The sequence below is a fragment of the Nonomuraea sp. NPDC049269 genome, assembly GCF_043197155.1.
Taxonomy (GTDB): Bacteria; Actinomycetota; Actinomycetes; order Streptosporangiales; family Streptosporangiaceae; genus Nonomuraea.
Genome location: NZ_JBICSO010000007.1, coordinates 649,881 through 675,454 on the forward strand (window position 1 = coordinate 649,881; position 25,574 = coordinate 675,454).

Sequence of the window (25,574 nt, forward strand, 5' to 3'; positions counted from 1 at the left end):
AGTGCATTGTGGCCTATCAAACTCCCTGGTGACGCCACCAGGCAAACGCCTCGGGCACCACCAGCGGTGTCCAGGCGGTCGTGGTCAGGCCGGCGATCTCCGGCTCGGTCACCCATCGGGCGTCGGTGATCTCGTCGCCGTCGGGGGTGGGCGTGCCCGACTCGATCACGCAGCCGTACACGGCGATGACGTATGCGCACTGGTGCCCGTTGGGGTAGACGGTCCGGAATTCGGGCCCGCCGTACACGCCGATCAGGCCACGTACGGCGACGTCGATGGTGAGTTCCTCCTGGAGCTCCCTGACCAGGGCCTCCTCGGGGCGCTCGTCGGGGTCGACGCCGCCACCGGGCGAGGCCCACAGGCCCACGTCGCCATGCCGCGCCATGAGCGCCCTGCCCTCGGAGTCGAACACGAAGCCACTGACCGACGGAAGCATCAGCAGATCGGACCCGACCTTCGCGCGTACCCCGGCCAGATGGGGCGAGATCGGCATGTCAGCCCCGCACCGTGCCGTCGGGGCCGGCCACCAGCAGCGCCTTGACGCCCAGCTCGGCGGCCACCGCCTCGTCCGCGGCGCTCGGCCCGTCGCCCGCCGTGACCAGCGCGACGGCCTCCAGCGACTGCGCGCCGCTCGAGACGGCCGTGGCGACCGCCACCTGCACCGCGGAGAGCGTGAGCGAGGAGAGCGCGACGTTCGTGGCCGAGTAGGTGCGCCCGGTCTCGTCGCGTACGGCGGCGCCCTCCACGGAGCCGTTGCGCGCCCTGGCCGCCCGCGCGAGCGTAATGATCTTGCTGTCTTCTGGATCGAGAGTCACGTGCTCTAGGTTAGGCGCTGGCCATCCCGACGACGGCGCTGAGCACCTGCCGCGTACGCTCCGTGTCCACCTTGGCGATGCCCGTGTGCACGACGGACACCAGCGTGTCGCCCGAGCGGGCGAGCATCACGTCCAGCGCGTACGGGTAACCGTTCAACCGCCCGCGCAGCTCCGCGCCCACGGCCTCGTCGCCCACGTCCTCGACCGGCAGCATCGTCAGCCGCAGCCGAGTGCCGCCGCCCGACCGCACGGTGCGGCACGCCTCCAGCGCGTCGGCCAGGTCGTCGATGTGCCCCGCGGCCTCCGAGCCCGCGTAGCGCGCCAGGCCCACCCCGGCCACCTCGCCCAGTTCGTCCCCCTCGAAGCTGGCCGCCGCCTGCGCCGTCAGCGCCCGCCCGGGTGCCCGGCCCGCCGCCGGATCGAGTACGGCCCGGCAGTTGCGGTCCGCCGGTGTGAACGGCACCCGCCACGGCTCCTCCGACCGGGCCGAGAAGCCGTCGGGCAGCCGCGGGTTCTTGTTGAGCACCTCACGCAGCCGGGCCGTGGCCTGGGCATCGACGTAACTCTCGACCGGTCCGCCGCATCCGGCAAGGAGCCCGCACACGATGGCCAGGACAACGATCACGCGTTCCATGATTCCCCCTGGACCGCGATGTCCCCGGGCGACGAATACGGCAATCCACCAGAGTCATCAACAAAGCCCCAAACGCAAAAGGGGGTCCTCGCCTGAACGAGAACCCCCTTTACGCCGAGCAACGTCACGATCGGCTAGCTGACCGAGACGTTGTCGTCCCCCCCAGGGGGCATCCTCACGCCGCGAACCCCACCCGGCGTTCGGATGCTTCCCCAGTGACACCCACCGCACCGGGTGTCGAGATCAAGACTGGCGCAGGCCGCTTGCAACAGACTTGTAGAACACTTGCCACATCTCTCTCAAAACGGTCAGCGCCCCGTCAGTCCTGCTCGGCGGCGGCGGGCACCACGTCACCCGCCTGTGGGACGACCCGGCGGACGACCACGGTGCTGATCCGGTTGCGCCGCCCCGCGAGGCTCTCGGCGGTCAGCCGGAGCCCGGCCACCTCCGCCTCGGAGCCCGCGATCGGCACCCGCCCGAGCGCGTGCGCGAGCAGGCCCCCGACGGTCTCGACGTCGTCCACCTCGATCTCGGTGTGGAACAGCTCGGCGAGCTCGTCGACCGGCATCCGGGCCGTGACCCTGACCCCGCCGTCGGACATCTCCTCGACGCGGGGCGCCTCGCGGTCGTACTCGTCGGCGATCTCGCCCACGATCTCCTCGAGGACGTCCTCGATCGTGACCAGGCCGGCCGTCCCGCCGTACTCGTCGATGACGATGGCCAGGTGGCTCTGCCTGGCCTGCATCTCGCGCAGGAGCTGGTCGATCGGCTTGCTCTCGGGGACGTAGGTGCCCGGGCGCATGATCGACTCGACCTTCTCCTCGCCGCCGTCCTCGCCCGACTCGTGCACCCTGCGGGTGATGTCCTTGAGATAGGCGATGCCGATGACGTCGTCCTCGTTCTCGCCCACGACGGGGATGCGGGAGAAGCCACTGCGCAGCGCCAGCGACAGCGCCTGGCTGAGCGTCTTGCCCCGCTCGATGAAGACCATGTCGGTGCGGGGCACCATGACCTCGCGTACGAGCGTGTCACCCAGCTCGAAGACCGAGTGGATCATCTCGCGCTCGTCGGGCTCGATCATCCGCCGTTCCTCGGCCAGGTCGACCAGGTCGCGCAGCTCCGCCTCGGAGGTGAACGGGCCGTCGCGGAACCCCTTGCCGGGGGTCAGCGCGTTGCCGAGCAGGATGAGCAGCTTGGGCAGCGGGCCGAAGATCCTGGTCAGGCCGTAGACGATGGGAGCTCCGGCCAGCGCGATCGGCTCGGCGTGCTGGCGGCCCAGGGTACGCGGCGAGACGCCGACGATCACGTAGCTGACCACGATCATGACGGCGGCCGCGCACACGTACGCCCAGCCCTGGTCGTGCATGAGATCGATGAACAGCAGCGTCGCGATCACCGTGGCGATCAGCTCGCAGCTCAGCCGGAGCAGGAGCAGCAGGTTGAGATAGCGCGGCGGGTCGTTGACGATGGCCCGCAGCCGCAGGGCGCCGCGGCGCCCCTCGCGTACGAACTCCTCCGCACGCACCCTGGAGATGCGCGTCAGTGCCGTTTCCGCACTGGCGATCAGGCCACCGATCACCACGAGGGCGATGGCCAGAGGCAACCAGGCGTTCACCGCGGGCTGCGCACCTCCCGCCACGACTCGAGGAGCCGGGCCTGCAGGCCGAACATCTCCTTGTGCTCCTCAGGCTCGGCATGGTCGTAGCCGAGCAGGTGGAGGATGCCGTGCGTGCACAGCAGCTCCAGCTCGTCCTGAGCGCTGTGGCCGGCCTCCTCCGCCTGCCGGACGGCCACCGGCGGGCAGAGCACCACGTCGCCGAGCAGCGCCGGATCCGTGGCGGTGTCGGCGTCGCCGCGGGCCCCGCCGCCCGGTCGCAGCTCGTCCATGGGGAAGGCGAGCACGTCGGTCGGGCCCGGCTCGCCCATCCACTTCTCGTGCAGCTCCGCCATGGTGCGCTCGTCGACCACCACGATCGACAGCTCGGCGAGCGGGTTGATGCCCATCTCGCCGAGCACGTGGGTGGCCAGCTCGACGAGATTCTGCTCGCCGACGTCCGCGCCCGACTCGTTGTTGATCTCGATGCTCATCGCCGCTTCCCCCGGTGCTGGATCTGGTTCGGCTCCTGAAGCGCGTCGTAGCGGCCGTAGGCGTCGACGATCTCGCTCACCAGCTTGTGGCGTACCACGTCGGCGCTGGTCAGCCGGGAGAAGTGGATGTCGTTGATGCCGTCGAGGATCTCCTGCACCACCCGCAGGCCGCTGACCGTGCCCGAGGGCAGGTCGACCTGCGTGACGTCACCGGTCACCACGATCTTGGAATTGAAGCCGAGCCTGGTCAGGAACATCTTCATCTGCTCGGCCGAGGAGTTCTGCGCCTCGTCGAGGATGATGAAGGCGTCGTTGAGGGTGCGACCACGCATGTACGCCAGTGGTGCCACCTCGATCGTGCCCGCCGCCATCAGCTTCGGGATCGAGTCGGGGTCGACCATGTCGTGCAGCGCGTCGTACAGGGGGCGCAGGTAGGGGTCGATCTTCTCGTAGAGCGTGCCCGGCAGGAAGCCGAGCCGCTCCCCCGCCTCGACGGCGGGCCGCGTCAGGATGATGCGGTTGACCCGCTTCTCCTGCAGCGCCCGCACGGCCTTGGCCATCGCGAGGTAGGTCTTGCCGGTGCCCGCGGGGCCGATGCCGAACACGACCGTGTGCCGGTCGATGGCGTCGACGTAACGCTTCTGGTTGACGGTCTTGGGGCGGATCGTCCGGCCGCGTGAGGACAGGATGTCGAGCGACAACACCTCGGCCGGGCGGTCCGACGTCATGCGCAGCATGGCGATGCTCCGCTCGACGGCGTCGGGGGTCAGCTCGCCGCCGTTGCGCAGCACCTCCACCAGCTCCTCGAAGAGGCGCACCACGGTGCCGCTCTCGTCGGGGCTGCCGGTGACGGTGATCTCGTTGCCACGCACGTGGATGTCAGCCCTGAACGCACCCTCGATGACGCGCAGCAACTCGTCGCGGGAGCCCAGGAGGCTGACCATTGGGTATTCGTCCGGTATCAGCACCTTGGCTTGAGTGCGCGAGGGAGGTGCCGTTCTTCGGGATTCATGTAGTTCGGACATGGGCAGGCCAGCGGCCTGATGCCTCCCGGTCTGTTCGGGTGTACTTCTCCGCCCATCGTAGCCGGGACCAGGCCGATTGCTCGCGTCAATATCACCGGGGCGGATCAGCCGGGCGGCCACGTCAGAGCGCGCCCGCCGAGCACGTGGGCGTGCACGTGGAAGACCGTCTGCCCGGCCCCCGGCCCGGTGTTGAAGACCACCCGGTAGCCGCCCTCGGCCACGCCCTCCTGCACGGCCACGGCGTGCGCGGCCTTGAGCACGTCGTCGGCCAGGCCGTCGTCCGCCGCGGCCAGCGCGGCCGCGTCGGCGTGATGCTCCTTCGGGACGACCAGCACGTGCGTGGGGGCCTGCGGGTTGATGTCGCGGAACGCCAGCGCCCTGTCGTTCTCAAGGATGATCTCGGCCGGAATCTCCTTGGCCACGATCTTGCAGAAGAGGCAGTCGGTCACAGGCAGCACCTTACCCACAGGGCTCGCCCTTCTCCGTCCTGCCCAGCTTGGCCGCCTCCAGCCGGTCAGCGATCATCTGGATGTCGTCGAGGGTCGGATCCTCCGCGGAGTGGACATACTTCGTCACGCATTGCCGGAACACCTCGCTGAACTGGGTGTAGTGCTCCAGTTTGGGCCGCGCGGCCGTCGGCAGCGAGTCCTTGATCGCGGTCGCCAGTTCTCGCAGGTCCTTCTCCGACGGTACGACCGCCGTCCCGTCCTCGGCTTCCCTGGGACAGACCCGCACGTCCTCGTAGGCGGCCTCGACGACCGGGGCGTAGCCACCACACGCGAACAGCCACCGCTGGTTCTCCGGCCGAAGCAGGTATTTCACGAACTTGAGTACGCGGTCGTACTTGTTGGATCTGGCGGTTATGGCGAGGTTCGAGCCGCCGAGCGTCGCCGGGCCCGGCAGCTTCGACACGTGGAAGGGCACCCTGCCGCCAGAGATCAACTGCAGATCCGCGTACGGCCAGTGCCGGAGGTACCCGGCGCCCCCCTCGGCGAAGGCGGCCAGGCTCTCCGCCTCCTTGTCCGACCAGGAGTCCCCCAGCGTCTGGTCGCGCTGCCCCTGCCGCATCCGTAGCAACGCGTTGAGCGCCCGCTGGTTGTTGGGCGGCCGGCCGAGCACGATCTCACCGTCGTCGTCCACCACGGCGGCGCCGTCGGCCCTCAGCAGTTCGAGCAACCCCACAGTCTGACCCTCGTAGTCGGCGAGCTGCGCCAGGTACCCGCCGTGCGGGAAATCGACCCTGGCGACGCGCGCCGCCTGCCAGAGTTCGTCCCAGCTCTCCGGCACCCGCTCGTCCCTGCGGTACAGCAGCCCCACGTCCAACGCGAACGGCAACGCGTACTGCTTGCCGTCCCACTGACCGCTCTCACTCGCCTGCCGCACCAGACCGGACGGTACGTCCTCGGGTCTGATCTCGCTGAGCAGGCCGGCGGCGGCGAACTCGGGCGTCGAGGCGCTGTCGATGATCAGCAGGTCATAGGTCTGACAGGGGTCGGACTGGGCCGCGGCCATCATCTCGTCGTGCTTGAAATCGGCCACCCTGGAGATCTCGATCAGCAGGACGGGCGTGTCCCGCCAGCCACTGATCAGCGCCCTGCGCGCGCCGCCGACGCTCACGTCGTCGCCGGTGGCGACCCTGATCACGCCATCGTCCACGCACTCCTCCGCGGGCGTCGCCCGGTCCGCGACGACCACCGCCCCCAACGTGAACAGTGCCCCCGCCATCGCGCCCGCGGCGGCCACCCGCCTCGCCGTCACGGACTCTCCCGCCACAGCTTCGTCAGCTCCTTGTCTACCTCGCTGACCTGATCCTGGTACGGCGTCGCGGGGTCGGACCCGATGCGGGCGCATCGGATGAGCTCGCCGACCGCCGCGAGCAGCCGCTTGATGTGCGGCGCGCCGCACTCCTGCTCGCCGGTGAGCAGCAGCCGGATCCTGAGCCCCTGCACCTTCTCCAGTGCGGCCACTGTCTTGCCGAGGTCGCCCGCCTGGCTGCCGCCGTCGGTCAGCATGACGATGACCGGGTTCGGGGCGTCCTCGAGTTGGGGCGCCGCCAGCGCCAGCACATCCCCGAGCGGAGCGTCACTCCCGTGTACGGCCAGCGTCCCCAGCCGCCTGTTCACCTGGTCCATGCCCGTGACCACGGTCTGGCCGGCCCCGCCAGGAGAGGAGAAAGTGGCCAGCTTGACCGTGTCGGGGCTGTCACGCAGCCGTCTGAGCAGGGTCTTGGCCCCGGAACTTGCCGTCTGCAGCGCGGTGCCGCCCGTGATCGGGTTGTCCATCGAGCCCGACTCGTCGACCAGCAGGAGCAGCGAAGTCTCCGGATGCGCCTTGCCGAGGCGGTCGATCAGGCCGGCGATCGGGTCGCCAGGCCCGTCCTTGGCCGATGCGCCGCTGTCCGCCTTCCGCGACGGCAGCGCCTTGCCGAGCGGCATGGGCTCGTTGCGGTGGAACACACCCGCCGGGTCGCGGTAGCCGTACTCGGAGAGCTTGTCCTGGGCGAGCCAGTCATGGAAGTCGATCGCCGCCTGCTCACGCCGTTCGTTCCACTGGTTGGCCCACTTCAGGCGGACGAACGGGTAGCTGAGGGCGGGCAGTTCGGTGAGCGGGGACCAGGACAGGTTCGGGCCCTGGTGACCCGGGCCGCAGGCGCCCAGGACCTGACGCTTGTTGACCGCGTAGACGAGGTGCTCGGGCACGATCATGGCGAGCGACTCCTTCTCGGTGTCGAAGCGGTCGCGAACGTCACAGAGGAGGCCGGCGGCGTCGGAGAGCGGCAGATCGGGCGGGGTATAGGCGATCTCGTCGGCGATGTCCTGCGAGGTGTCGGAACCGTAGAGCCCGCTGCTCGCGATGAGCCCGATCTCCGACAGGTCGGCGCGCGGCCTGGCCAGGGGCGCCTTGACGCTCTTCAGCCATTTGCGCAGGCCGGGCAGGCTCGTGGGCAGGGACTGCGTGCCCCGCCGCCGCTCCAGCGTGGGCGTGAACGCGACCACCAGGGCGGAGGTGGCCACCGGGGACATCCTGTCGAACCTCACCTGCCCGAGATTGGCGAAGGCCCGCTCGAGGTAGTCCGCGGTGGCCGCGCTGGAGGCGAGCCAGATGTCGGGGTGCAGCGCGATCAGCGCGCGGTAGTCCTTGCCGTTCCAGGAGACGGGGTCGTTCCAGTCCCTGTTGGCCGCCCGGGCCATGGTGGCGAGCGGCGGCTGGGGTGTCACGGACAACCGCACGCGCGGGCAGCCGCGCAGGTCGGCGCTCTCTCGGGCGTAGCGGCGGCCCGCCTCCCGCAGCCCCACCACGTTCTCGGCCGAGGTGAGCGCGCGCAGCTCCAACGGCTGGCCACAAGGGCTGGAGGTCACCCAGCCCAGCCCGAGCCGCACCGCCGACGTACCGGCCAGCACGAGCACGACCGCGAGCACCCCGGCGACGAATCCGGCCGCGCCCGCGGTCAGAGGGTCCGCCCGCTTCCTGACCCCCTTCGCGATCCACTTGACGGGGGACACGATCAGGCTCCACACCCCGCGGAAAAACGCCCTGAGCTTGGTGCCGAGCCAGACTACGGCCCTCCCGATACGGCCGAGCCGGACACCGCGCTGGACCACCACCACGAGAACGGTCAGGATCACGATCGCCACGACGGCCGCGATGAACGCCCCAAGCCCGATCTCCAGCAGCGGCGTCGCGACAGCCCCCAGGAAGGCCCAGAGCGGCGTCACTATGGCGGCAACGTCCTTGAGCCACCCCCACGGGTCTTCAGGGGCGGTCTTGTCGTGCGATGAAGAGCGCGACATTCTGCCTTGATCCTAGATCGGACGGAACCCCCTGTCTCCGTTGCGAATCGGTAATCCGCCGTGCCGTGCTTCTGAAGATCCACGCGGTTAGGGTTAGTGTGCAAGACTGCCGAAAAATAAGACGATTCAGGGTCGGGCGAGGCCACCTGGCGAGGACACGACTGGGTAATGCCCCCTAAGGAACCGCAAGAGCGTAAACCCTCTGGGAAGGCCGCGCGTCCCAATGATGTGACCACCGAAACCCTCTTGGCCGACAGGTCGCTGGGGGCGGTGCCGGTCGGGTGGGACGCCGACATGGCCGTGACCGCGCTGTACAGCGCGCATTTTCGGTCATTAGTGCGTCTCGCGGTGCTGCTTGTGCGAGACATGGCAACCGCGGAAGAAGTCGTGCAGGACACGTTCGTCGCCATCCATGGCGCATGGCGTAGACTGCGCGATCCCGACAAAGCACTTGCCTACCTGCGGCAATCCGTCGTCAACCGGTCCCGTTCCGTGCTGCGTCACCGCGCGGTCGTCGAGAAGTACGCCCCCAAAGGCCTGCCCGATGCTCCGAGCGCCGAGAACGGCGCGATCGGCGAGCTCGAACGCACCGCCGTCATCGAAGCGCTAAGGTCCCTGCCAACACGTCAGAGAGAGGCACTCGTCCTTCGCTACTACGGTGATCTGTCCGAGGCTGAGATCGCCCACGCCATGGGCATCAGCAAGGGTGCGGTCAAGAGCCACACAGCTCGTGGCATGGCCGCCTTGCGATCCGTCCTGGAGAAAATGTCATGACCCAGTCCCCCGACGAGTACGGCGACGTCCTGCGCCGTGTGCTCCGCGCGGAGGCGGATACGGTCGTGCCCTCGCCGGAAGGACTGGAGATCATCCGCGCCCGCATCGAGCGGCGCGGCGTGCGCAACCTGTTCTGGTGGCGAGCGGGCGCCGCCGCCGCCAGCGCGGTGCTGGTGGCGGGCACGATCGTGATGGTCATTCCCGACCTGCGGCACAAGGTCATGCAGCAGGACACCATCGAGCCGGTGAAGGACTTCACGTCCAAGCCGCCGGCCAACTCCTCGACCAGCCGGCCGGCCTCACCCAAGCCGACCCGGCCGCCGGACGACCCCCCGGCCGTGGTGCCCGACCCCGTCACCTCCGCGCCTTTGCCCGCCTCGGAGACCGCCAAGTCCACCAGCAAGCCGACACCCAAGGCGACCCCGACGCCTACGCCGACGCCGACCAAGTGCCCGACCCCGGTCGAGGAGCAGCCGCCGGAGGACTGCCCCACGGACGAGGCGACACCGACCCCGACGCCCAAGCCGTCCTCACCGGAGACGAGCACGCCCGCCGCGACCTGCCCGGCCGAGGAGTGCCCGCCGGATGACGTCGACACGACGCCGAACACCTTCGCCAGCCCGCTCGGCGACACCGTGATCTCCACCCCGTAAGGGGCGGTGGACGGCCTTACCAGCGACCGGTCCGGGCCAGGAGCACGGCCGCCGCCGCCACCCCCGCCGTCGAGGTACGCAGCACCGTCGGGCCGAGCAGCACCGGCACCGCCTTCGCCGCCCTGAACCCGGCCAGCTCCGCGTCCGAGACACCCCCCTCGGGCCCCACCACGACGACGATGTCGCCCCCGGCGGGCAACGCCACGCCCGACAGCGGCTCGGCGGCCTCCTCGTGCAGCACGAGCCCGAGCGCCGCCCCGCCGAGCAGCGCCTCGACCCCGGCCGTGGACACCGGCTCGGCCACCTCCGGCAGGTGGAACCTGCGCGCCTGCTTGCCCGCCTCCCGGGCCGTCGCACGCCACTTGGCCAGCGACTTGGCCGCCCTGTCGCCCTTCCACTGGGTGACGCTGCGAGCCGCCGCCCAGGGCACGATCACGTCGACGCCCGCCTCGGTCATCATCTCGACGGCCAGCTCGCCCCTGTCGCCCTTGGGCAGCCCCTGGACGACGACCAGCCGGGGCTCGGGCGGCGGCACCGCGTAGCGGCCCAGCACGTCCAGCCTGAGCGCGTCCTTCAGCGCCTCACGCACCACGCACTCGGCGACCGTACCGGCGCCGTCCGTCAGGTCGAGCCGCTCGCCCGCGCGCAGGCGCCGGACGGAGGCCGCGTGACGCCCTTCGGGGCCGTCGAGGACCAGCTCCGGCCCGCCGAGGTCGGCGAGGTCGGGGGCCAGGAAAACCGGCACGGTCACCGGCGATCACCCCAAAGTTTTTCACGTCTAGTAGTCAAGCGATCACGAAACGATTAAGGTTGGCCGAGATCGCACCTTCCTGACGTCACTCTACGAGGGGTCAGAGCGGTCAACGACCCCCTCCTGAAGGAGAAGGCTTGAGGTGCCGCCAGGTGCTTTGAAGCCCCGCGTTGACCAGCCCTAGTCATCACCGTTGGAGGTGTAATCCGGATGGCTACCTTTCACGCAGGACCGCAGACCCACCAGCGAATGCTTCCTCAGTTCGCTGCTCTGGAATCCGTGGGAGCGGACACGCCCGAGGGTGGGTACGAAACGGCTCACGGATGCGCGGCAGGCCGCGCACCCGGTGTGGAAGTTGGGCGAGGGGAGATCCGCCGTAGCGCACCGGACGGTGGGCGTCACCCCGACCCGGAGCAGTCCGGGAAGGGCGGACCCCACATTTTCGTGCTCTATCGCGACGGGAGACCGTTGCAGCCCTGCCGGCCCGGCCGGGCCCGGCAGTTCCTCACAGTGGGCCAGTACAGCGTCCGGCTCGATCACCGGGGAGCGGCGATCCGCGACAAGCTCGCCGCCCGCTCGCAGTACCGGCGCGGCAGGAGGTCGCGCAAGCTGCGCTACCGCGCTCCTCGATTCCTCAACCGCACCAGACCCAAAGGCTGGCTCGCGCCGTCCCTCCAACACCGGGTGGACACCACCCTGTCGTGGCTGGCCCGGTTGAGGCGGTGGGCACCCGTGCGCGCCGTCCACGTCGAGCGCGTCTCCTTCGACACACACGCCATGTCGGCGGGCAAGCCGCTGGAAGGCATCGAATACCAGCAGGGGACGCTGGCCGGATACGCGATCCGCCAGTACCTGCTGAAGAAATGGGGCCGGACCTGCGCGTACTGCGGCGCGGCGGGTACGCCGTTGCAGGTCGAGCACACCGGACGTCGCCGTCCGCACCAAAGGATCCTTCGACATCACCACCGCAACCGGCACCCGCCAAACATCCGCCTGCTCCAGAGAGCCGACGGCTACGGCTACACCACAAGGCAGGAGAACACCACTGAACGGTGAACCTCAGGGCACGCTCAAGCCCTCAAGGACCTTCCCGCTCCCGTTCTCTCCCCGGCGTGAACGCCCGGGTATCCACGGGTGGTTCTGATGACGTTCATGTCCAGGAACACCCGCCGCACGCGGCGCTGGCCGTGCGCGCTGAAGACCCGGCTGACCGTCCTGCTCACCGTCCCTGCCACGATCGCCCGCTCGGCGCCGCGCCGGCTCGCCGGCAAGGCCCCGGACAGGACGGATCCCGGATCCGATGAGCCTCACCGTCCCGCCACCGGCCGTCCCCGCCGCCCGCCTGATCCCGTCGCCGTACGCGACGTGCTCCGCTCGGCGGTGACCGCGGCCGGGTCGGGCCGCGCGGTGCTGGGCGAAGTCGACGACGCCATGCTAAGAGGCACGGTCGTCGCGGAGATCGCGCACCTGGTGACCGAGCTGGTCGACAACGCGCTGACCTGCTCGGCCCCCGACACAGAGGTGGAGATCCGGGCCAGCACCCGGGAGGGCGAGTGTCACATCGCGATCGTCGACCAGGGCGTGGGCATGACCGAGGGCGAGCGCGCCGCCGCCAACGCCCGGCTACGCGGCGAGCGGCGCTTCTTCGCCGCCCCCACCCGCTATCTCGGCCACTACGTGGTCGGCAGGCTGGCCGAGCGGCTCGGCGCGCGGGTGTGGCTCGACGCATCGCCGCCACACGGCATCACCGCCCGGGTGGCCCTCCCGCGCAAGCTTCTGGTGCCACGACGGGTCAGCGGCCGTTGAAGGCGTCCCTCAGCCGCGAGAAGAACCCCTGTGTCCCCGGGGCGAACTTACCGGGCGGCCGCTCCTCGCCACGCTGCTTGGCCAGCTCGCGCAGCAGCTCCTCCTGCGCCTCGTCGAGCCGCAGCGGAGTCTCCACGTTGACGTGGATGAGCAGGTCGCCGCGGCCCGTCTCGTTGAGCCGCTGCACGCCCCTGCCGTACATCGTGATGACCTGGCCCGACTGCGTGCCCGGCCGCACGTCGACCTCCTCGGAACCGTCGAGCGTCTCCACGGCGAGGTTGGTGCCGAGCGCGGCGGCCGTCATCGGGATCTGGACCGTGCAGTGCAGGTCGTCGCCACGCCGCTCGAAGATCTCGTGCGGGCGCTCGACGATCTCCAGGAAGAGGTCTCCGGGCGGGCCGCCGCCGGGGCCGACCTCGCCCTCGCCGGCGAGCTGGATGTGCGTGCCGTCCTCGACGCCCGCGGGGATGCGGACCTTGATCGTACGGCGGGTGCGCACACGGCCGTCGCCCGAGCACTCCTGGCACGGGTGCCGGATGATCGTCCCGAAGCCGCCACACTGGGGGCACGGCCTGGAGGTCATGACCTGGCCCAGGAACGACCGGGTGACCTGGGAGATCTCGCCACGCCCGTTGCACATGTCACAGGTGTCGGGGTGGGTGCCCGACGCGGCGCCCGCGCCCTGGCAGACCTCGCAGAGCACGGCCGTGTCGACGACCAGCTCGCGGGTGGTGCCGAACGCGGTCTCGCGCAGGTCGAGCTCGACGCGGATGGTCGCGTTGCGCCCTCTCCTGGCCCGCGAGCGGGGGCCTCGGGCGCCGCCGGCCGTACCGAAGAAGGCGTCCATGATGTCGCTGAACGGGAAGCCCGCGCCGAAGCCGGCCGCGCCCTGGCCCGCGGCCGCGCCGCCGAAGGGGTCGGCGCCCAGGTCGTACATCTGGCGCTTGTTCGCGTCGGACAGGACCTCGTAGGCCTGCGTGATCTCCTTGAACCGCTCCTGGGTCGCGGGGTCCGGATTGACGTCAGGGTGGAGTTCGCGGGCCAGCCTGCGGTAGGCCTTCTTGATCTCTTCCGGACTGGCGTCACGGCGCACCCCGAGGGTGGCGTAGTAGTCGCTGTTTGCCACTTATCGACCTCTTATGATGCAGCCAGGATCTGGCTGACGTAGCGTGCCACCGCGCGCACGGCGCCCATCGTCACGGGGTAGTCCATCCTCGTGGGACCCAGCACGCCGAGCCGGGCCAGTTCGTTGTCACCAGAACCGTATCCGGTTGCGACGATCGACGTGCCACGGAGGAACGGGTTCTCGGAACCGATGCGCACGGTGAGCGTGGACGGGGTGTCTGTGGAAGTCTCGCCGAGCAGCCGCATGAGCACGACCTGCTCCTCCAGTGCTTCGAGCACGTCGCGCAGCCCGGTCGAGAAGTCGGCTCCGGCGAGGTTGGCCGCACCGGCGAACACGATCTTCTCGTCGTGGCGCTCGACGAGTGTCTCGAGCAGCACCGACAGAATCGTGGCCACCACCGGACGGTCCTCGACGGGCAGCCGCTCCGGCAGGTCGGCGACCAACTCGGGCACGTTGACCAGGCCGCAGCCGTCGAGGCAGGCGTTGAGCACCGCACGCAGGTGCGCGATGCGGGTGTCCTCCACCACCTCGGGCAGCTCGACCACGCGCTGCTCGACGCGGCCCGTATTGGTGATCAGCACGAGCATGATCCGCCGGTCGTGCAGCGGCACGAGCTCGACGTGCCGGACCGTCGAACGGGTCAGCGTCGGGTATTGCACGACCGCGACCTGCCTGGTGAGCTGCGCGAGCAGCCGCACCGTGCGGGTGACCACGTCGTCGAGGTCGACCGCGCCCGCGAGGAACGTCTCGATCGCCCGGCGCTCCGCCCCGGAGAGCGGCTTGACCTGCGAGAGCCGGTCGACGAACAGGCGATAGCCCTTGTCCGTCGGCACGCGGCCCGCGCTGGTGTGCGGCTGGGTGATGTAGCCCTCCTCCTCCAGCGCGGCCATGTCGTTCCTGACCGTTGCCGGGGAGACCTTCAGGTTGTGGCGTTCGGCGAGGGCCCTGGAGCCCACCGGCTCGTTGGTGGACACGTAGTCTTCGACAATGGCGCGGAGCACCGCCAGCTTTCTATCGTCGAGCACGCGCTCACCTCCTACCTGTGCCTTTCAAGAAACGACAGGTCTAGCACTCTGTGTTCCCGAGTGCCAAGTGTACGGCTCTCGCCCACAAGGTGCGATAACGCCGGTGCTAGCGAGTGGCCGCCCATAGGGCTCACACTGGCCGATATGACCGACGATTCCCAGCCCCCTTCCTACGGTCCGCCGCCGGGCCAGGGTCCTTACCAGGGTCAGCCTCCCCAGTACGGCCCTCCGCCGCCGCCCCCATACGGTCAGCCGCAATACGGTCAACCTCAGTACGGTCAACCTCAGTACGGCCAGCCCCAGTATGGCCAGCAGCCCTACCAGACCGGCCCCTACGGGCAGCCGTACCAGCCGGGACCTTACGGGATGCCGCAGCGGTCCGGCCCGCAGGTTGACCCGAAGCAGATCAGGCCGCGGATGCGGTGGATCGCGGTCGCGTGGGGGCTGGCCCTGCTCAGCGTGGTGGCCGGGGTGGGATTGTTCGTGGGCGGCGTGTTCAACACGGTGACCGCGGCGGCTCCGTCCAAGACGTTCGCGGCGGGCGAGAGCGTCACCGTGCCGTTGGATCCGGCGGACAAGCCGGCGGTGTACCTGTCCAGCACGAGCCAGGTCCATTACACGTGCCGCATCGACGGCGGCTCCGGCCAGGCCAAGCTCGCCAAGGTCTCCGGCACCGAGACCGTCTCCGAGGGCGCCACCAAGTGGCAGCTCATCCTCGTGGTCAACGCGCCGGCCAAGGGCGACTACCAGCTCACCTGCGCGACCCAGGAGCCGGCGAGCGCGCGCTTCGGCGTCGGCCACGACCTCGTGGCCTCCGCGGGCGGCCTGGTGGGCGGCGTGGCGGCGCTGGTGGTGATCCCGGGGCTGGGCGTGCTGGCCGCCATCATCACGACGATCATGGTCGTGACCCGCCGCAGCTCTCACCGCAAGCGCCTTGCGTCGGGCGGGTGATTTGCTACGGTCCCCGTGTGTACGAGGGTGATGTTCTCGCGGGGAATTGGCGGCGGCCGGGCAAAGGCAAGATCCCCCAGGTGCCCGCCGAACTCGATCTGGTCGTGGAGGACGCCGAGAGCGGCTTCTGCGGCGCCGTGGTGGCCTGCGACAAGGAGGCCGTCACGCTGGAGGACCGCTTCGGCAAACGCCGCCTGTTCCCGCTCGCGCCGGCCGCGTTCCTGCTGGACGGCAAGGTCGTGACGCTCGTACGCCCGGCCGCCACGCCCGCCGCCGGGCCCAGGCGTACCGCGTCCGGCTCGATAGCCGTGGAGGGGCTGCGGGCCAGGGTCGCCAAGGAGAGCCGCATCTACGTGGAAGGGGTGCACGACGCCGCCCTCGTGGAGAAGATCTGGGGCCACGACCTCCGGGTGGAGGGCGTCGTGGTCGAGTACCTGGAGGGTGTCGACGACCTGCCCGCGATCGTGGCCGAGTTCGGCCCTTCGCCGGGACGTAGGCTGGGTGTGCTGGTCGACCATCTCGTCCCGGGTTCCAAGGAGAGCCGGATCGCCGCTCAGGTGACCTCGCCCCACGTGCTCGTCGTGGGGCATCCGTACGTGGACATCTGGCAGGCGGTCAAGCCCTCCGTGGTGCGGATCCCGACCTGGCCGGACGTACCGCGCGGGGTGCCATGGAAGGAAGGCGTCATCGCCGCCCTGGGCTGGCGGGTGGAACCGGCCGACGCGTGGCGGCGGATCCTCGGCGCCGTGTCGGCTTACACAGACTTGGAGCCCGAGCTGCTCGGCCGGGTCGAGGAACTGATCGACTTCGTTACGGAGGCGTCATGAGCCAGGATCCCCCGCAGCCACCGCCGGACGACGATGCCACGCGGCGCATCTCGCAGTCGGACATCAACCCCGAACCCCCACAACCGGAGTATGGCGCCCAGCCCGGCTCGCAGCCGGGGTACGGGGCTCAGCCCGGTTACGGTCCCGGGCCCGGATCTGGTCCCGCACCCGGTTACGGTCCCGGGCCTGGGTCAGGTCCCGCACCCGGTTACGGTCCTGGGCCTGGGTCAGGTCCCGGTTATGGCTCCGGGCCACAGGGCGGTTACGCCTACGGGCAGCCGCCCACGCCGCCGCCCGGTTACCAGCAGCCCGGGTACGGCTACGCGGGCCCGCAGCAGCGGCCGCCGCACGTCCCCGGCGTCTACGGCCCGCGTCCGGGCAGCGACGACACCACGATGGCCATGCTGGCCCATCTGCTCGGCCTGCTCGTCTCGTGGATCGGTCCGCTGATCATCTACCTGATGAAGCGGGACGAGTCCCCCTATGTCCGCGACCAGTCGGCCGAGGCACTGAACTTCCAGATCACGATGTTCATCGGCTACATCGTCGCGGGCGCGCTGAGCATCATCATCATCGGGATCTTCCTGTTCCCGATCATCTGGATCGTGTCGCTGATCTTCCACATCCAGGCCGCCCTCGCCGCCAACAGGGGCGAGAACTACCGCTACCCGATCTCCATCCGCATGGTCAGCTGAGCAGGTCGCGTACGAGCGCGTCGGCCAGAAGCCGCCCGCGCAGGGTGAGGACCAGCCGGCCCGCCTTGAACGGCTCCGGCTCCAGCAGTCCGCCGCCCAGCGCCGCCGCGACGGCCGTACGCGCGCCCGGAGCGACGTCGGCGACCGGATAGCCGGACGACAGCCGGAGCTCCAGCATCAGGCGCTCGGCGTCGCGGTCGTCGTCGGCGAGCACTTCGCGCGCGTGCGCGGGCGAGGTGCCCGCGGCCAGGCGCTGCGCGTAGGCGGCCGGGTGCTTGACGTTCCACCAACGGGTGCCGCCCACGTGGCTGTGCGCGCCGGGGCCGGCGGCCCACCAGTCGCCGCCGGTCCAGTAGAGCAGGTTGTGGCGGCACCGCGCGTCGTCGCCGGTGGCCCAGTTGGACACCTCGTACCAGCGGAACCCGGCCTGCGCCAGCAGCGAGTCGGCGATCTGGTAGCGGTCGGCGGCAACGTCGTCATCGGGCATCGGCAGCTCACCGCGCCTGATCCTGGCGGCCAGCCGCGTGCCGTCCTCCACGATCAGTGAGTAGGCGGAGACATGGTCGGGCTCGGCGGCGATCGCCGCCTCCAGCGACGCCCGCCAGTCGTCGTCGGACTCCCCGGGCGTGCTGTAGATCAGATCCAGGTTGACGTGCTCGAAGCCCGCCTTCTTGGCTTCCTGTACGGCCTGCGCCGCCCGGCCCGGCGTGTGCTGCCGGTCGAGCACCTTGAGCACGTGCTCCCTGGCGCTCTGCATGCCGAAGCTGACCCGGTTGAAGCCGCCGTCCAGCAGCCTGCCGAGGTAGGCAGGGTCGACCGACTCGGGGTTGGCCTCCGTGGTCACCTCGGCGCCCGCCTTGAGCCCGAACTCCGCGTCGATCGCGCCGAGGATCCGGCCGAGGTCCTCCGCGGGCAGCAGGGTGGGCGTGCCGCCACCGAAGAACACCGTCTCGACCGGGAGCTCCACGTCACCGAGGACGCGCCGTGCCAGCCGTACCTCCTCGATGGCCGTGTCGGCGTAGTCACGATGCGACGCACCGGGGCCAAGCTCGGCGGCGGTGTAGGTGTTGAAGTCGCAGTAGCCGCAGCGCGTCACGCAGAACGGGACGTGCACGTAGAAGCCGAACGGACGCTCACCGAGGCCGCGTAGCGCGCTCTCGGCTAGGTCGCCGGACGGGGGCGCGGCGTCGCCGTCGGGCAGGGTGGATGGCACGCCTCCAGTCTGCCCGTTGCCATTGACTGCCTGATCCAGCGGCTCTACGATCCGGAGAAATTATTAGGAAAGTTTCCTATCTGGAGACACCTTGTGAAAAAGAAGATCCTGATCGCACTCTCACTCCTCCTGGGCCTGTCAGCGGTAGCCGTGCCCGCTGAAGCCCATACCGGCTTCAAACGCGTCGCCTACTTCATCCAGTGGGGCATCTACGGCCGCAACTACCACGTCAAGGACGTCGAGGCCAGCGGCGCCGCCGCCAAGCTGACGCACCTCAACTACGCCTTCGGCTTCGTCAACGCCGAGGGAACCTGCTACTCGGCCGACCCCTGGGCGGACTGGCAGCGCCCGGTGCCCGCCGAGCAGAGCGTGGACGGCGTGGCCGACGCGCCCGGGCAGGCCCTGAACGGCAACCTCAACCAGCTGCGCAAGCTCAAGGCCAAGCACCCAGGGCTAAAGGTGCTGATCTCTCTGGGCGGCTGGACCGGATCCGGCCACTTCTCCGACGCCGTCCTCACTCCCGAGTCACGCGCGAAACTGGCGCAATCGTGCGTCGACCTGTGGCTGCGTGGCAACCTGCCGGGGCTGGAGCCGGGTGCCGGGGCCGGGGTGTTCGACGGCATCGACCTCGACTGGGAATGGCCCGGTTCGTCCGGCGCCGACGGGAACGTCATCAGGCCCGAGGACAAGCGGAACTACACCCTCTTCGCGACGGAACTACGGTCGCGGCTGCGGGCGTTCTCCGCGTCGTCGCAGCTGACGGCCTTCCTGCCGGCCGCGACTGCCAAGATCGACGCCGGGTTCGAGGTGCAGCAGGTGTTCAGGCAGCTCGACTTCGCCACCGTCCAGGGGTACGACCTGCGAGGCAGCTGGGAACTCCAGACCGGCCACAACGGCAACCTGCTGACGGACCGGCGCGACCCGAACCCGACCCGGTACAGCGTCGACCAGACCGTAAGCGACTACCTGTCACGCGGCGCGCCCGCGAACAAGATCGTGGTCGGCGTCCCCGCGTACGGCCAGGGCTGGACCGGGGTCACGGCCGGCGGCGACGGCCTCTACAAGCCCGCAACCGGACCGGCGCCGGGCAAGTGGGGTGCGGGGACGGAGGACTACAAGGACCTGGTGACCAAGCCCGGCAAGCGGTACCGGGACCTGCGCACGGGGACGTTGTGGCTGTACGACGGGAACGAGTTCTGGTCGTACGACGATCCGAAGGTGATGCTGCAGAAGGCGGCCTACATCCGGCTCAAGGGGCTGGGCGGGTCGATGATGTGGTCAATCGACGAGGACGACTCCCGGGCCTCACTCACGTCGGCGCTGTACTCGATACTGCGATGATCACGACGCTGCTCGCGGGCCCAGCTGACCACCGGATGCGGATCACCGGATCTCCGGACCATGGAGCCGCGTGATCGTGGTGACTCCGCTCGATTCGGACCCCGTGATCGCGGCGCTGCGGTGATCGTGGTGTGCGGGCGCGTTTCCTGCCGCGCCCGCACGCCGCCCATTCGTCGGAAGTGCCAGTGCCTCCACCCCAGGGTGGAGATCCACGGCTCAACCCCCAGTCCGATCTGCAGCCACATCCTTCCTCCCTACCGTCAAGCCCATGGAGCCCACACAGAGCGCCCTGCTCATCCTCGCCGCCGCCGTCTTCATCGTTTATCGGCAGATGATGACCCGCCCAACGGCCAGAAACGGCATCGTCTACGTTTCCGTTGCCATGATCGTCCTGGGCGTGTTCACCGGCGGCCTCATCGATGGCGACCACCTGGCCCTCAGCTTGGCCCTGGGGGTCGTGGAGGCCGTCGCCGCCGTGGTCTTCGGCGCCATCCGCGCCGCGACCGTGCGCGTCTGGATGGACGAGGCCGGAGTGACCTGGTCGAAAGCCACCCCCTTGACCCTTCTGGCCTGGCTGGCCTCGCTCGCGAGCCGCGTGGGCCTCTACTTCGCCGGCGCCGCCCTCGGTCTGCCCGTCTCGACCTCCGGCCTCCTGTTCTTCATCGGCCTGACCATCGGCACCCAGGCTCTCCTCGTCGCCCGTCGCGGCCGCGCCCTTTCCGCTACGACCGTGCGGGCGGATAACTTCGTGGAGTGATGCCCGACCCGTCAAAGATCGTCCCCTTCATCTTGCGGTGGGGGGCGATCGTGGTGTTCGTATGGGCACAGATACGGGCCAAGCCCACGCTTGGTTTGACCGGCACCAGCCTGACGGCCACCACACTGACCTCGGCCATAGTGATCATGCTCCTCGTCGTCCAACTCCCTCTGGTCCGCAAGACGCCCACACTCCGACAGGACCACAAGGCCACGCCAGGCCGAGCGCCATCCCGACAGCCTCAGGACCAAGTGATGCCCCAACCACCGCTGGACCACGTGGCGTCGCGCCCGTCCGAGCCCGTCGGTGTGTCGCGAGCCGCCTTCGGCGTACTGGCCAGAGCGATCACCTCCCGCCAGGTCAGAGCGATCACCTCCCGCGTGTCCCGCATGACGACCGCGTCCCGCCGGCCCGTCAGATGGATCGCGTCCCGAGCGCCTGTCGCGGCGGTCACGTCCCGGGCGCCGGTCATGGCGATCGCGCTCGGCTTGTCGGTCGTTTTCGCGATCATCCTCGACGCGGTGGTCGACGGCGGTCCGGCGCTCGCCGTACTGCTCTACTGCCTCGGCATTGCGGCGGTCCGGCTGCCACTGCGCCACTCGGTGCCGATCGGGGTCCTGGCCATCGGCGGGCTGCTCGTGGAGGGGGCGATCTACGGGCGGCTGGGTCGCGATCTCAGCCTCATCCTCAGCGCCTGCCTGGTATTCCTGGTGGCGTACTCGGTCAAGGAACGCCGGGCGGCCCGAGCCGCCGAAGCCCGCGAGGCCGTACTCGCCGAACGAGCGCGGATCGCCAGAGAGATCCACGACATCCTCGCCCACTCGCTGTCGGCACAACTCGTACACCTGGAGGGCGCCAAGCTGCTGCTCCGCGCAAACAAAACCGACGAAGCGCTCGACCGTGTGGTCCACGCCCGCGACCTGGCCAAATCCGGGCTGGAGGAGGCCCGGCGGGCGGTGTCGGCCCTGCGCGAAGACTCACCGGCCCTTCCACAGGCGCTGCGGACGCTGGTGGAGGACTTCCAGGCGGCCACCGACCGTCCGTGCACCCTGCACATCTCGGGCGCGGAACACCGACTGCCCCCGGAGGCAGAGCTCGCCCTGCTGCGCACGGCCCAGGAGGCTCTGACGAACGTACGGCGGCACGCGCCCGGCTCTCCGGCCACGGTCAGGCTGATGTACGAGCCCGGCTCATGCGGCCTGCGCATCACCAACCCCGCCAGCGCCGAGCCAGGCACACCTGGGGGAGGATATGGCCTCGTGGGTATGCGCGAACGAGCCGAGCTTCTCGGCGGCACCCTGTCAGCGGGCGAGACGCACGACGGCTTCCAGGTCCACTTGTGGGTCCCGGCATGAGCCGGTGTGTGGACGAGACGAACGGCGGCTTCCGCGTCCACCTGCGGAGCGCCCGCATGGCTTCCCTCATGTCCGACAGCCCCGCCACGGTGACCGGATCATGAGCGTCACGGTGATCGTCGTCGATGACCAGGCGGTCGTCCGTGAGGGGCTGGTACTGCTGCTCGGGCTCCTGCCGGGCATCGAGGTGGTCGGTTCGGCTGGAGACGGCGAGGCGGCGCTCCGCCTGGTCGCGGAGCGGCAGCCCGATGTGGCGCTGATGGACCTCCGGATGCCGCGCATGGACGGCGTCGAGGCCACCCGCCGCATCCGCGCCGAACACCCTGACACCCAGGTGGTGGTGCTCACGACGTATTCGGATGACGAGTCGGTGTTCGCCGCGCTCAGGGCGGGGGCACGCGGCTTCCTCACCAAGAGCGCGGACTCGGACGAGATCGCCAAGGCCATCACCACCGTCGTGCACGGCAACGCCCAGCTCGACCCCACCGTCCAACGCCGCCTCCTCGACGCCATGACAGCTCCCGACGACGGCCGACCCTGGGGCGAACGCCCGCACCGGACCGCGCCCGACGGCGGCCGACCGGCGGGTGAGCGACCTGATCTCGACCCGCACGAACAGCCTGATCTCGCCGATGGCCCCGCTGCTCCCCGGCAGCCTCCCGCACCTGCCCTTGGCAGGCCGGACGCGACAATCGACCGGCGCACTCCCGGCAGCGCGGACACCGCAAGGAACACCGGCGACGAAGCGCGCGACGGCCTGACGCCACGCGAGGTCGAGGTGCTGCGGCTCATCGCCGACGGCCTGTCGAACACCGAGATCGCCACCCGGCTCTTCATCAGCGAGGCCACCGTCAAGACCCACATCAACAACCTCTTCGCCAAGGCCCGCCTGAGAGACCGAGCACAGGCCGTCACATACGCGTACCGCCACGGTCTCGTCCGCCCGAACCCCTGACCTCGGCGCGGTTGAGCTGGGAGTCGTCGTCGAAGCCCGCAAGCTGTAAGACCGTCTCCAGGGCGGCCTGCCGGGTCTCCTCGACCGAGCCGCCGCGTTCGCCGAAACAGTCGGCGGCCACATCGAGCACGGCCACCACCACGGCCGCATCGGGATAGGGCACGTCGACCAGGACGGTGCCGTCACCCGCCTCCTCGGCCGGAACCGCGTGCAGTCTCAGCAACCGCCGCATCTCTTCCGCCACGGCGACCCCCAGCACAGCAGCACGCTCGAATTGCTCAGCGGCAAGCATGTCACCCTCCTATCGCACAGGTGTTCGGACAGAAAGGTAGCGGGCGGCACCGACAGAATCCCCGGCGTACACGGGGATTCTGCTTGTCGCCCGCCTTCTGGCAGACCGAAGCTGCTCAGCGCAGTACGGCCGCCAGCAGGTCGGCGCCCAGCGCCGTCAGATCGGGGAGATTGAGGGTGTGACGGACGTAACGACCGTGCCGCCGGGCCGTGAGCAGGCCCGCGCGGCGCAGGACAGCGAGGTGGCGGGAAACCTCCGGGGGTGAAAGTTCCCAAGCGTGGGCCAGCTCACCGGTGGTGTGCGGGCCGCGGGCGAGGGTGCGCAGCAGCCGCAGCCGTACCGGATGCGCGAGTGCCTCCAGCCGTAGCGTGACCGTTTCCAGCGATACCGGCTCCGATGGACTCGCCTCGGCCACGGGGTACTGCACCACCGGCTGCCACCCGGGCGCGTGGACCACCACCAGGTGCGGGCGGCCGAAGACGCTGGGGAGGAAGGTGACCCCGCTACCGTGGGCGGCGGTCGCGTTGTCCTGCAGCTTGTCCACGATGATGCGGTTGCCGTCCGGCGCCAGGGTGACGGCGCTGGAGACCGACGCGAGTGCCGCCCCGATGCCCTGGCGCTTCAGCAGGTCGTTCTTCAGGCGCAGGTCGGTGGCGAGCTGCACGGCGACGCCCGTCCAGGCGGCGTCGAAGAAGGCCTCGGCGCACTGTTCGAGGGTGTGACGCACCCGCGCCCGCACGCCGGCCGGGTCCGCGAGCAGCCGTTCCGCGAAGGCCTCCTGAAGCGCGCCGCGGGCCTGGGCCAGGTCCAGGGCCCGCTCGCGCGCCGTCGCGTCGGCGAGCGGCGACGGCGCGGCGAAGTGGACCCGGTTGCTGCCGCACGTGGTGACGAGCGCGGCGGTCACATAGGTTTCATCGTCGATCAGGTCCACATCGTCCAGCTCCTCGGCGAGGGTCGGCCGAGGACGAGCGGGGACCAGAAAGTCGGCTCGTGAGGAACGCCAGAGGAACTCCGCCTCCCGCAACCGCTCGGCCAGCTCCGGCCGCAGCCCAGTCCAGACGTCCCCGGCCCAGCCGGCGAGCTGCGGGTGATGCCCGGGTTCGGCCAGCACGTGCAGCATCGCGGTCAGCTCGGCCAGCGGGGAGGCAGCGAACCGCAGTCGCCCGGACGGCAGGCCGCTGATGTCGATCCTCAACGTCATCCCCTCATCATCGCTGGTCGGATGGCTGGCGACGGCGTCGATTGACGGTGTCCGTCAACCGACACAGTCGGCCCGGCGGCCGAACGCATCGTTGACGCCATGGCAACCACCACCACCAAGATCCAGCCGCGCGCCCTCGTCCGTGCCTCCGGAGGCCCCCGCTATGCCGTCGCCCTGGCCGTGGACGCGCTCGGCACCGGCCTGCTGCGGCCCTTTCTGTTGCTTTACGGGGTGATGGTGCTGAGGCTGTCCACGTCGGCCACCGGCATCGCCATGACGGTCGGCGTCGTCATGGGTCTGGTGTGCATGCCCGCGGTGGGCCGATGGCTGGACCGGGGCGCACGCAGCACGGTGGTGGCAGCGTCGATGCTGGTGCGGGTGCTGGGCGTGGCGCTGCTGCTGGCCGCCCCGGTGGGGCACGTCTGGCTGTTCGCGACGGCGGCACTCTTCCTCGGCATCGGCAACCAGGCATGGCCGGCCGCCCATGCGGCCCTCGTGGCCACGGTCGCCCACGGCCGCGAACGTGACGTCGCTCTCGCGGGAGGCCGCGCCCTGCGCAACGCCGGCCTGGGCGTGGGCGCCCTCCTTGCCACCGCATGCCTGGCGGGCGGCACCACCGCATTGCAGGCGCTGGCAGCCGTCACCGGGCTCGCCTATCTCGCTGCGGCGGCCTTGGCATGGTCGGTCCACCTGCGCACACATCCGGCCGCTACTCCGGCCACGGACAGGGCCGGCGGGCCCGCACCTCGAATGGGCGCGCTGCTGGCCGCCAACGTGATCTACGTCTTCTGCCTCAACGTCCCCGAAATCGCGCTCCCCTTGATCCTGGTGACACAGGTGCACGCATCCCCGGTGTGGCCGGCAGCCATCTTCGTGGCGAACACGGTGCTGGTGGTCACCCTGCAGGTTCCGGTCACCGTCCTGATGTCCCGCTTCTCCCGGCGGACCGTGCTGGCTCTCGCCGGCGTGGTACTCGCCGCGTCCTACCTCGGCTTCCTCGCGGCCACCTCACTGGGACACGGCTGGAGTGCCCCGGCCGTCGCCGCGGTGTCCGTGGTCTGCACGATCGGCGAGATCATCTATGCCGGCAGCGCCACCGCGCTCGTCACCGCCCTCACCCCGGCCCATGTCCTGGGACGCGCCCTCGCCCGCTTCCAGCTCTCCACGGGCTTCGGCCTCGCCGTCTCCCCTGCGGTCATCACCGCTCTCGCCGCCCACGGCTCGGCCGCCCTCTGGGGCAGCCTCTCCGCTGCGACACTCCTCTCCGCCTCCGCCGTTGCCACCGAGAAGGATCGAGGAACGCGGCTCAGCGGTTGCCGCCGCCGGGCGCGAGCAGGCTCGTGAGCTCGGCGATCGCCTCGGGGGACGGCTTGAAGCAGCGGCGGACGTTCTCCGGCTTCTTGTGCCGGGACTTCGCCATCAGCATCAACAGCGAGGTGCCCTGTAGCCACCAGGACAGGGCCTGCTCGGTCAGGTCGAAGGCCACACCGCCCGGACCC

28 protein-coding genes are annotated in these 25,574 nt (G+C 70.0%); 12 read left to right on the forward strand and 16 right to left on the reverse strand.

Annotation, left to right across the window (positions count from 1 at the left end; translation table 11 throughout):
* Positions 1-16: 16 nt before the first annotated feature.
* The 9 genes from ACGFNP_RS38580 to ACGFNP_RS38620 all read right to left on the reverse strand — a co-directional run bounded on the left by ACGFNP_RS38580 (position 17) and on the right by ACGFNP_RS38620 (position 8,353).
* Positions 17-493, reverse strand: coding sequence for an NUDIX domain-containing protein (locus ACGFNP_RS38580; RefSeq protein ID WP_393327272.1), 477 nt, complete (start codon positions 491-493; stop codon positions 17-19).
* Position 494: 1 nt separating this feature from the next.
* Entirely contained in the window at positions 495-815 is a 321-nt protein-coding gene (locus ACGFNP_RS38585; RefSeq protein ID WP_393327274.1) for a cytidine deaminase, read from the reverse strand.
* A gap of 10 nt (positions 816-825) precedes the next feature.
* Complete coding sequence (locus tag ACGFNP_RS38590; RefSeq protein WP_358336474.1) at positions 826-1,449, reverse strand: hypothetical protein; 624 nt, start codon at positions 1,447-1,449, stop codon at positions 826-828.
* A 319-nt stretch (positions 1,450-1,768) separates the two neighbouring features.
* Positions 1,769-3,064, reverse strand: a complete 1,296-nt coding sequence (locus ACGFNP_RS38595) for a hemolysin family protein (RefSeq protein WP_393327277.1) — start codon at positions 3,062-3,064, stop codon at positions 1,769-1,771.
* Positions 3,061-3,537 carry an rRNA maturation RNase YbeY gene (ybeY, locus tag ACGFNP_RS38600; RefSeq protein ID WP_358336468.1) on the reverse strand — a complete coding sequence of 159 codons (477 nt, stop codon included), beginning with the start codon at positions 3,535-3,537 and terminating at the stop codon, positions 3,061-3,063. The genes ACGFNP_RS38595 and ybeY overlap by 4 nt, the downstream gene beginning before the upstream one ends.
* Positions 3,534-4,481 (reverse strand): PhoH family protein, encoded by a 948-nt coding sequence (locus ACGFNP_RS38605; RefSeq protein ID WP_393327280.1) that lies wholly within the window; start codon positions 4,479-4,481, stop codon positions 3,534-3,536. The genes ybeY and ACGFNP_RS38605 overlap by 4 nt, the downstream gene beginning before the upstream one ends.
* A 185-nt stretch (positions 4,482-4,666) precedes the next feature.
* A complete protein-coding gene (locus tag ACGFNP_RS38610) occupies positions 4,667-5,017 on the reverse strand; it encodes a histidine triad nucleotide-binding protein (RefSeq protein ID WP_393327523.1) in 351 nt (116 codons plus the stop codon).
* Between the two features lie 4 nt (positions 5,018-5,021).
* Positions 5,022-6,320 (reverse strand): extracellular solute-binding protein, encoded by a 1,299-nt coding sequence (locus ACGFNP_RS38615; RefSeq protein ID WP_393327282.1) that lies wholly within the window; start codon positions 6,318-6,320, stop codon positions 5,022-5,024.
* Positions 6,317-8,353: a VWA domain-containing protein gene (locus ACGFNP_RS38620; protein ID WP_393327285.1), complete on the reverse strand. Its 2,037-nt coding sequence runs from the start codon at positions 8,351-8,353 to the stop codon at positions 6,317-6,319. Before ACGFNP_RS38620 ends, ACGFNP_RS38615 begins: the two co-directional genes overlap by 4 nt.
* Before the next feature lie 294 nt (positions 8,354-8,647).
* Here ACGFNP_RS38620 and ACGFNP_RS38625 point away from each other — a divergent pair, with 294 nt between their 5' ends.
* Both ACGFNP_RS38625 and ACGFNP_RS38630 read left to right on the forward strand, forming a co-directional pair.
* Positions 8,648-9,127 carry a SigE family RNA polymerase sigma factor gene (locus ACGFNP_RS38625; protein WP_214638568.1) on the forward strand — a complete coding sequence of 160 codons (480 nt, stop codon included), beginning with the start codon at positions 8,648-8,650 and terminating at the stop codon, positions 9,125-9,127.
* Positions 9,124-9,780 carry a hypothetical protein gene (locus tag ACGFNP_RS38630; protein ID WP_358336461.1) on the forward strand — a complete coding sequence of 219 codons (657 nt, stop codon included), beginning with the start codon at positions 9,124-9,126 and terminating at the stop codon, positions 9,778-9,780. Before ACGFNP_RS38625 ends, ACGFNP_RS38630 begins: the two co-directional genes overlap by 4 nt.
* Positions 9,781-9,796: 16 nt before the next feature.
* Here ACGFNP_RS38630 and ACGFNP_RS38635 read toward each other — a convergent pair whose 3' ends face one another.
* Positions 9,797-10,531, reverse strand: a complete 735-nt coding sequence (locus tag ACGFNP_RS38635; protein ID WP_393327288.1) for a 16S rRNA (uracil(1498)-N(3))-methyltransferase — start codon at positions 10,529-10,531, stop codon at positions 9,797-9,799.
* A gap of 468 nt (positions 10,532-10,999) precedes the next feature.
* Here ACGFNP_RS38635 and iscB point away from each other — a divergent pair, with 468 nt between their 5' ends.
* Both iscB and ACGFNP_RS38645 read left to right on the forward strand, forming a co-directional pair.
* Positions 11,000-11,587 carry an RNA-guided endonuclease IscB gene (gene iscB / locus ACGFNP_RS38640; protein ID WP_393327291.1) on the forward strand — a complete coding sequence of 196 codons (588 nt, stop codon included), beginning with the start codon at positions 11,000-11,002 and terminating at the stop codon, positions 11,585-11,587.
* A gap of 96 nt (positions 11,588-11,683) precedes the next feature.
* A complete protein-coding gene (locus tag ACGFNP_RS38645) occupies positions 11,684-12,337 on the forward strand; it encodes an ATP-binding protein (protein ID WP_358336453.1) in 654 nt (217 codons plus the stop codon).
* Here ACGFNP_RS38645 and dnaJ read toward each other — a convergent pair.
* Positions 12,324-13,463, reverse strand: a complete 1,140-nt coding sequence (dnaJ, locus tag ACGFNP_RS38650) for a molecular chaperone DnaJ (RefSeq protein WP_358336451.1) — start codon at positions 13,461-13,463, stop codon at positions 12,324-12,326. The two genes, ACGFNP_RS38645 and dnaJ, sit on opposite strands and share 14 nt — an antisense overlap.
* Positions 13,464-13,474: 11 nt before the next feature.
* Entirely contained in the window at positions 13,475-14,488 is a 1,014-nt protein-coding gene (gene hrcA / locus ACGFNP_RS38655) for a heat-inducible transcriptional repressor HrcA (RefSeq protein WP_214638424.1), read from the reverse strand.
* 366 nt (positions 14,489-14,854) lie between these two features.
* Here hrcA and ACGFNP_RS38660 point away from each other — a divergent pair, with 366 nt between their 5' ends.
* From ACGFNP_RS38660 to ACGFNP_RS38670, 3 genes are read left to right on the forward strand one after another with little or no spacing between them, the layout of a single operon-like run.
* Positions 14,855-15,439, forward strand: coding sequence for a hypothetical protein (locus ACGFNP_RS38660; protein ID WP_393327295.1), 585 nt, complete (start codon positions 14,855-14,857; stop codon positions 15,437-15,439).
* A 17-nt stretch (positions 15,440-15,456) separates the two neighbouring features.
* Complete coding sequence (locus ACGFNP_RS38665; protein ID WP_393327298.1) at positions 15,457-16,266, forward strand: DUF3097 domain-containing protein; 810 nt, start codon at positions 15,457-15,459, stop codon at positions 16,264-16,266.
* Positions 16,263-16,961 (forward strand): DUF4870 domain-containing protein, encoded by a 699-nt coding sequence (locus ACGFNP_RS38670; protein ID WP_358336443.1) that lies wholly within the window; start codon positions 16,263-16,265, stop codon positions 16,959-16,961. Before ACGFNP_RS38665 ends, ACGFNP_RS38670 begins: the two co-directional genes overlap by 4 nt.
* Here ACGFNP_RS38670 and hemW read toward each other — a convergent pair.
* Entirely contained in the window at positions 16,954-18,174 is a 1,221-nt protein-coding gene (gene hemW, locus ACGFNP_RS38675; protein ID WP_393327300.1) for a radical SAM family heme chaperone HemW, read from the reverse strand. The genes ACGFNP_RS38670 and hemW overlap by 8 nt on opposite strands.
* A 93-nt stretch (positions 18,175-18,267) precedes the next feature.
* Here hemW and ACGFNP_RS38680 point away from each other — a divergent pair, with 93 nt between their 5' ends.
* From ACGFNP_RS38680 to ACGFNP_RS38695, 4 genes are all read left to right on the forward strand, one after another.
* Complete coding sequence (locus ACGFNP_RS38680) at positions 18,268-19,515, forward strand: glycoside hydrolase family 18 protein (protein ID WP_358336437.1); 1,248 nt, start codon at positions 18,268-18,270, stop codon at positions 19,513-19,515.
* Positions 19,516-19,783: 268 nt separating this feature from the next.
* Complete coding sequence (locus ACGFNP_RS38685) at positions 19,784-20,272, forward strand: hypothetical protein (protein WP_358336434.1); 489 nt, start codon at positions 19,784-19,786, stop codon at positions 20,270-20,272.
* A gap of 254 nt (positions 20,273-20,526) precedes the next feature.
* Positions 20,527-21,627, forward strand: coding sequence for a sensor histidine kinase (locus tag ACGFNP_RS38690; protein ID WP_393327303.1), 1,101 nt, complete (start codon positions 20,527-20,529; stop codon positions 21,625-21,627).
* Positions 21,628-21,727: 100 nt separating this feature from the next.
* Entirely contained in the window at positions 21,728-22,582 is an 855-nt protein-coding gene (locus ACGFNP_RS38695; RefSeq protein ID WP_393327306.1) for a response regulator, read from the forward strand.
* Here the strand turns inward: ACGFNP_RS38695 and ACGFNP_RS38700 are convergent.
* Both ACGFNP_RS38700 and ACGFNP_RS38705 read right to left on the reverse strand, forming a co-directional pair.
* Complete coding sequence (locus ACGFNP_RS38700; RefSeq protein WP_358336425.1) at positions 22,539-22,874, reverse strand: hypothetical protein; 336 nt, start codon at positions 22,872-22,874, stop codon at positions 22,539-22,541. The genes ACGFNP_RS38695 and ACGFNP_RS38700 overlap by 44 nt on opposite strands.
* Positions 22,875-22,989: 115 nt before the next feature.
* Complete coding sequence (locus tag ACGFNP_RS38705) at positions 22,990-24,075, reverse strand: helix-turn-helix domain-containing protein (protein ID WP_358336422.1); 1,086 nt, start codon at positions 24,073-24,075, stop codon at positions 22,990-22,992.
* Between the two features lie 99 nt (positions 24,076-24,174).
* Between ACGFNP_RS38705 and ACGFNP_RS38710 the strand changes: the two genes are divergently transcribed.
* Entirely contained in the window at positions 24,175-25,419 is a 1,245-nt protein-coding gene (locus tag ACGFNP_RS38710) for an MFS transporter (protein ID WP_393327309.1), read from the forward strand.
* Here the strand turns inward: ACGFNP_RS38710 and ACGFNP_RS38715 are convergent.
* Positions 25,382-25,561, reverse strand: coding sequence for a hypothetical protein (locus ACGFNP_RS38715; protein ID WP_393327311.1), 180 nt, complete (start codon positions 25,559-25,561; stop codon positions 25,382-25,384). The genes ACGFNP_RS38710 and ACGFNP_RS38715 overlap by 38 nt on opposite strands.
* Between the last annotated feature and the right edge of the window lie 13 nt (positions 25,562-25,574).

Bases quoted from the DNA above. Each gene is read 5' to 3' on its own strand.
- ACGFNP_RS38625 (WP_214638568.1), top strand. From the start codon at position 8,648: ATGGCCGTGACCGCGCTGTACAGCGCGCATTTTCGGTCATTAGTGCGT.
- ACGFNP_RS38605 (WP_393327280.1), bottom strand. From the start codon at position 4,481: ATGGTCAGCCTCCTGGGCTCCCGCGACGAGTTGCTGCGCGTCATCGAG.
- ACGFNP_RS38620 (WP_393327285.1), bottom strand. From the start codon at position 8,353: ATGTCGCGCTCTTCATCGCACGACAAGACCGCCCCTGAAGACCCGTGG.
- ACGFNP_RS38590 (WP_358336474.1), bottom strand. From the start codon at position 1,449: ATGGAACGCGTGATCGTTGTCCTGGCCATCGTGTGCGGGCTCCTTGCC.
- ACGFNP_RS38645 (WP_358336453.1), top strand. From the start codon at position 11,684: ATGTCCAGGAACACCCGCCGCACGCGGCGCTGGCCGTGCGCGCTGAAG.
- ACGFNP_RS38710 (WP_393327309.1), top strand. From the start codon at position 24,175: ATGGCAACCACCACCACCAAGATCCAGCCGCGCGCCCTCGTCCGTGCC.
- ACGFNP_RS38705 (WP_358336422.1), bottom strand. From the start codon at position 24,075: ATGACGTTGAGGATCGACATCAGCGGCCTGCCGTCCGGGCGACTGCGG.
- ACGFNP_RS38700 (WP_358336425.1), bottom strand. From the start codon at position 22,874: ATGCTTGCCGCTGAGCAATTCGAGCGTGCTGCTGTGCTGGGGGTCGCC.
- ACGFNP_RS38660 (WP_393327295.1), top strand. From the start codon at position 14,855: ATGCCGCAGCGGTCCGGCCCGCAGGTTGACCCGAAGCAGATCAGGCCG.
- ACGFNP_RS38630 (WP_358336461.1), top strand. From the start codon at position 9,124: ATGACCCAGTCCCCCGACGAGTACGGCGACGTCCTGCGCCGTGTGCTC.
- ACGFNP_RS38580 (WP_393327272.1), bottom strand. From the start codon at position 493: ATGCCGATCTCGCCCCATCTGGCCGGGGTACGCGCGAAGGTCGGGTCC.
- ybeY (WP_358336468.1), bottom strand. From the start codon at position 3,537: ATGAGCATCGAGATCAACAACGAGTCGGGCGCGGACGTCGGCGAGCAG.
- ACGFNP_RS38685 (WP_358336434.1), top strand. From the start codon at position 19,784: ATGGAGCCCACACAGAGCGCCCTGCTCATCCTCGCCGCCGCCGTCTTC.
- ACGFNP_RS38670 (WP_358336443.1), top strand. From the start codon at position 16,263: ATGAGCCAGGATCCCCCGCAGCCACCGCCGGACGACGATGCCACGCGG.
- ACGFNP_RS38690 (WP_393327303.1), top strand. From the start codon at position 20,527: ATGCCCCAACCACCGCTGGACCACGTGGCGTCGCGCCCGTCCGAGCCC.
- ACGFNP_RS38695 (WP_393327306.1), top strand. From the start codon at position 21,728: ATGAGCGTCACGGTGATCGTCGTCGATGACCAGGCGGTCGTCCGTGAG.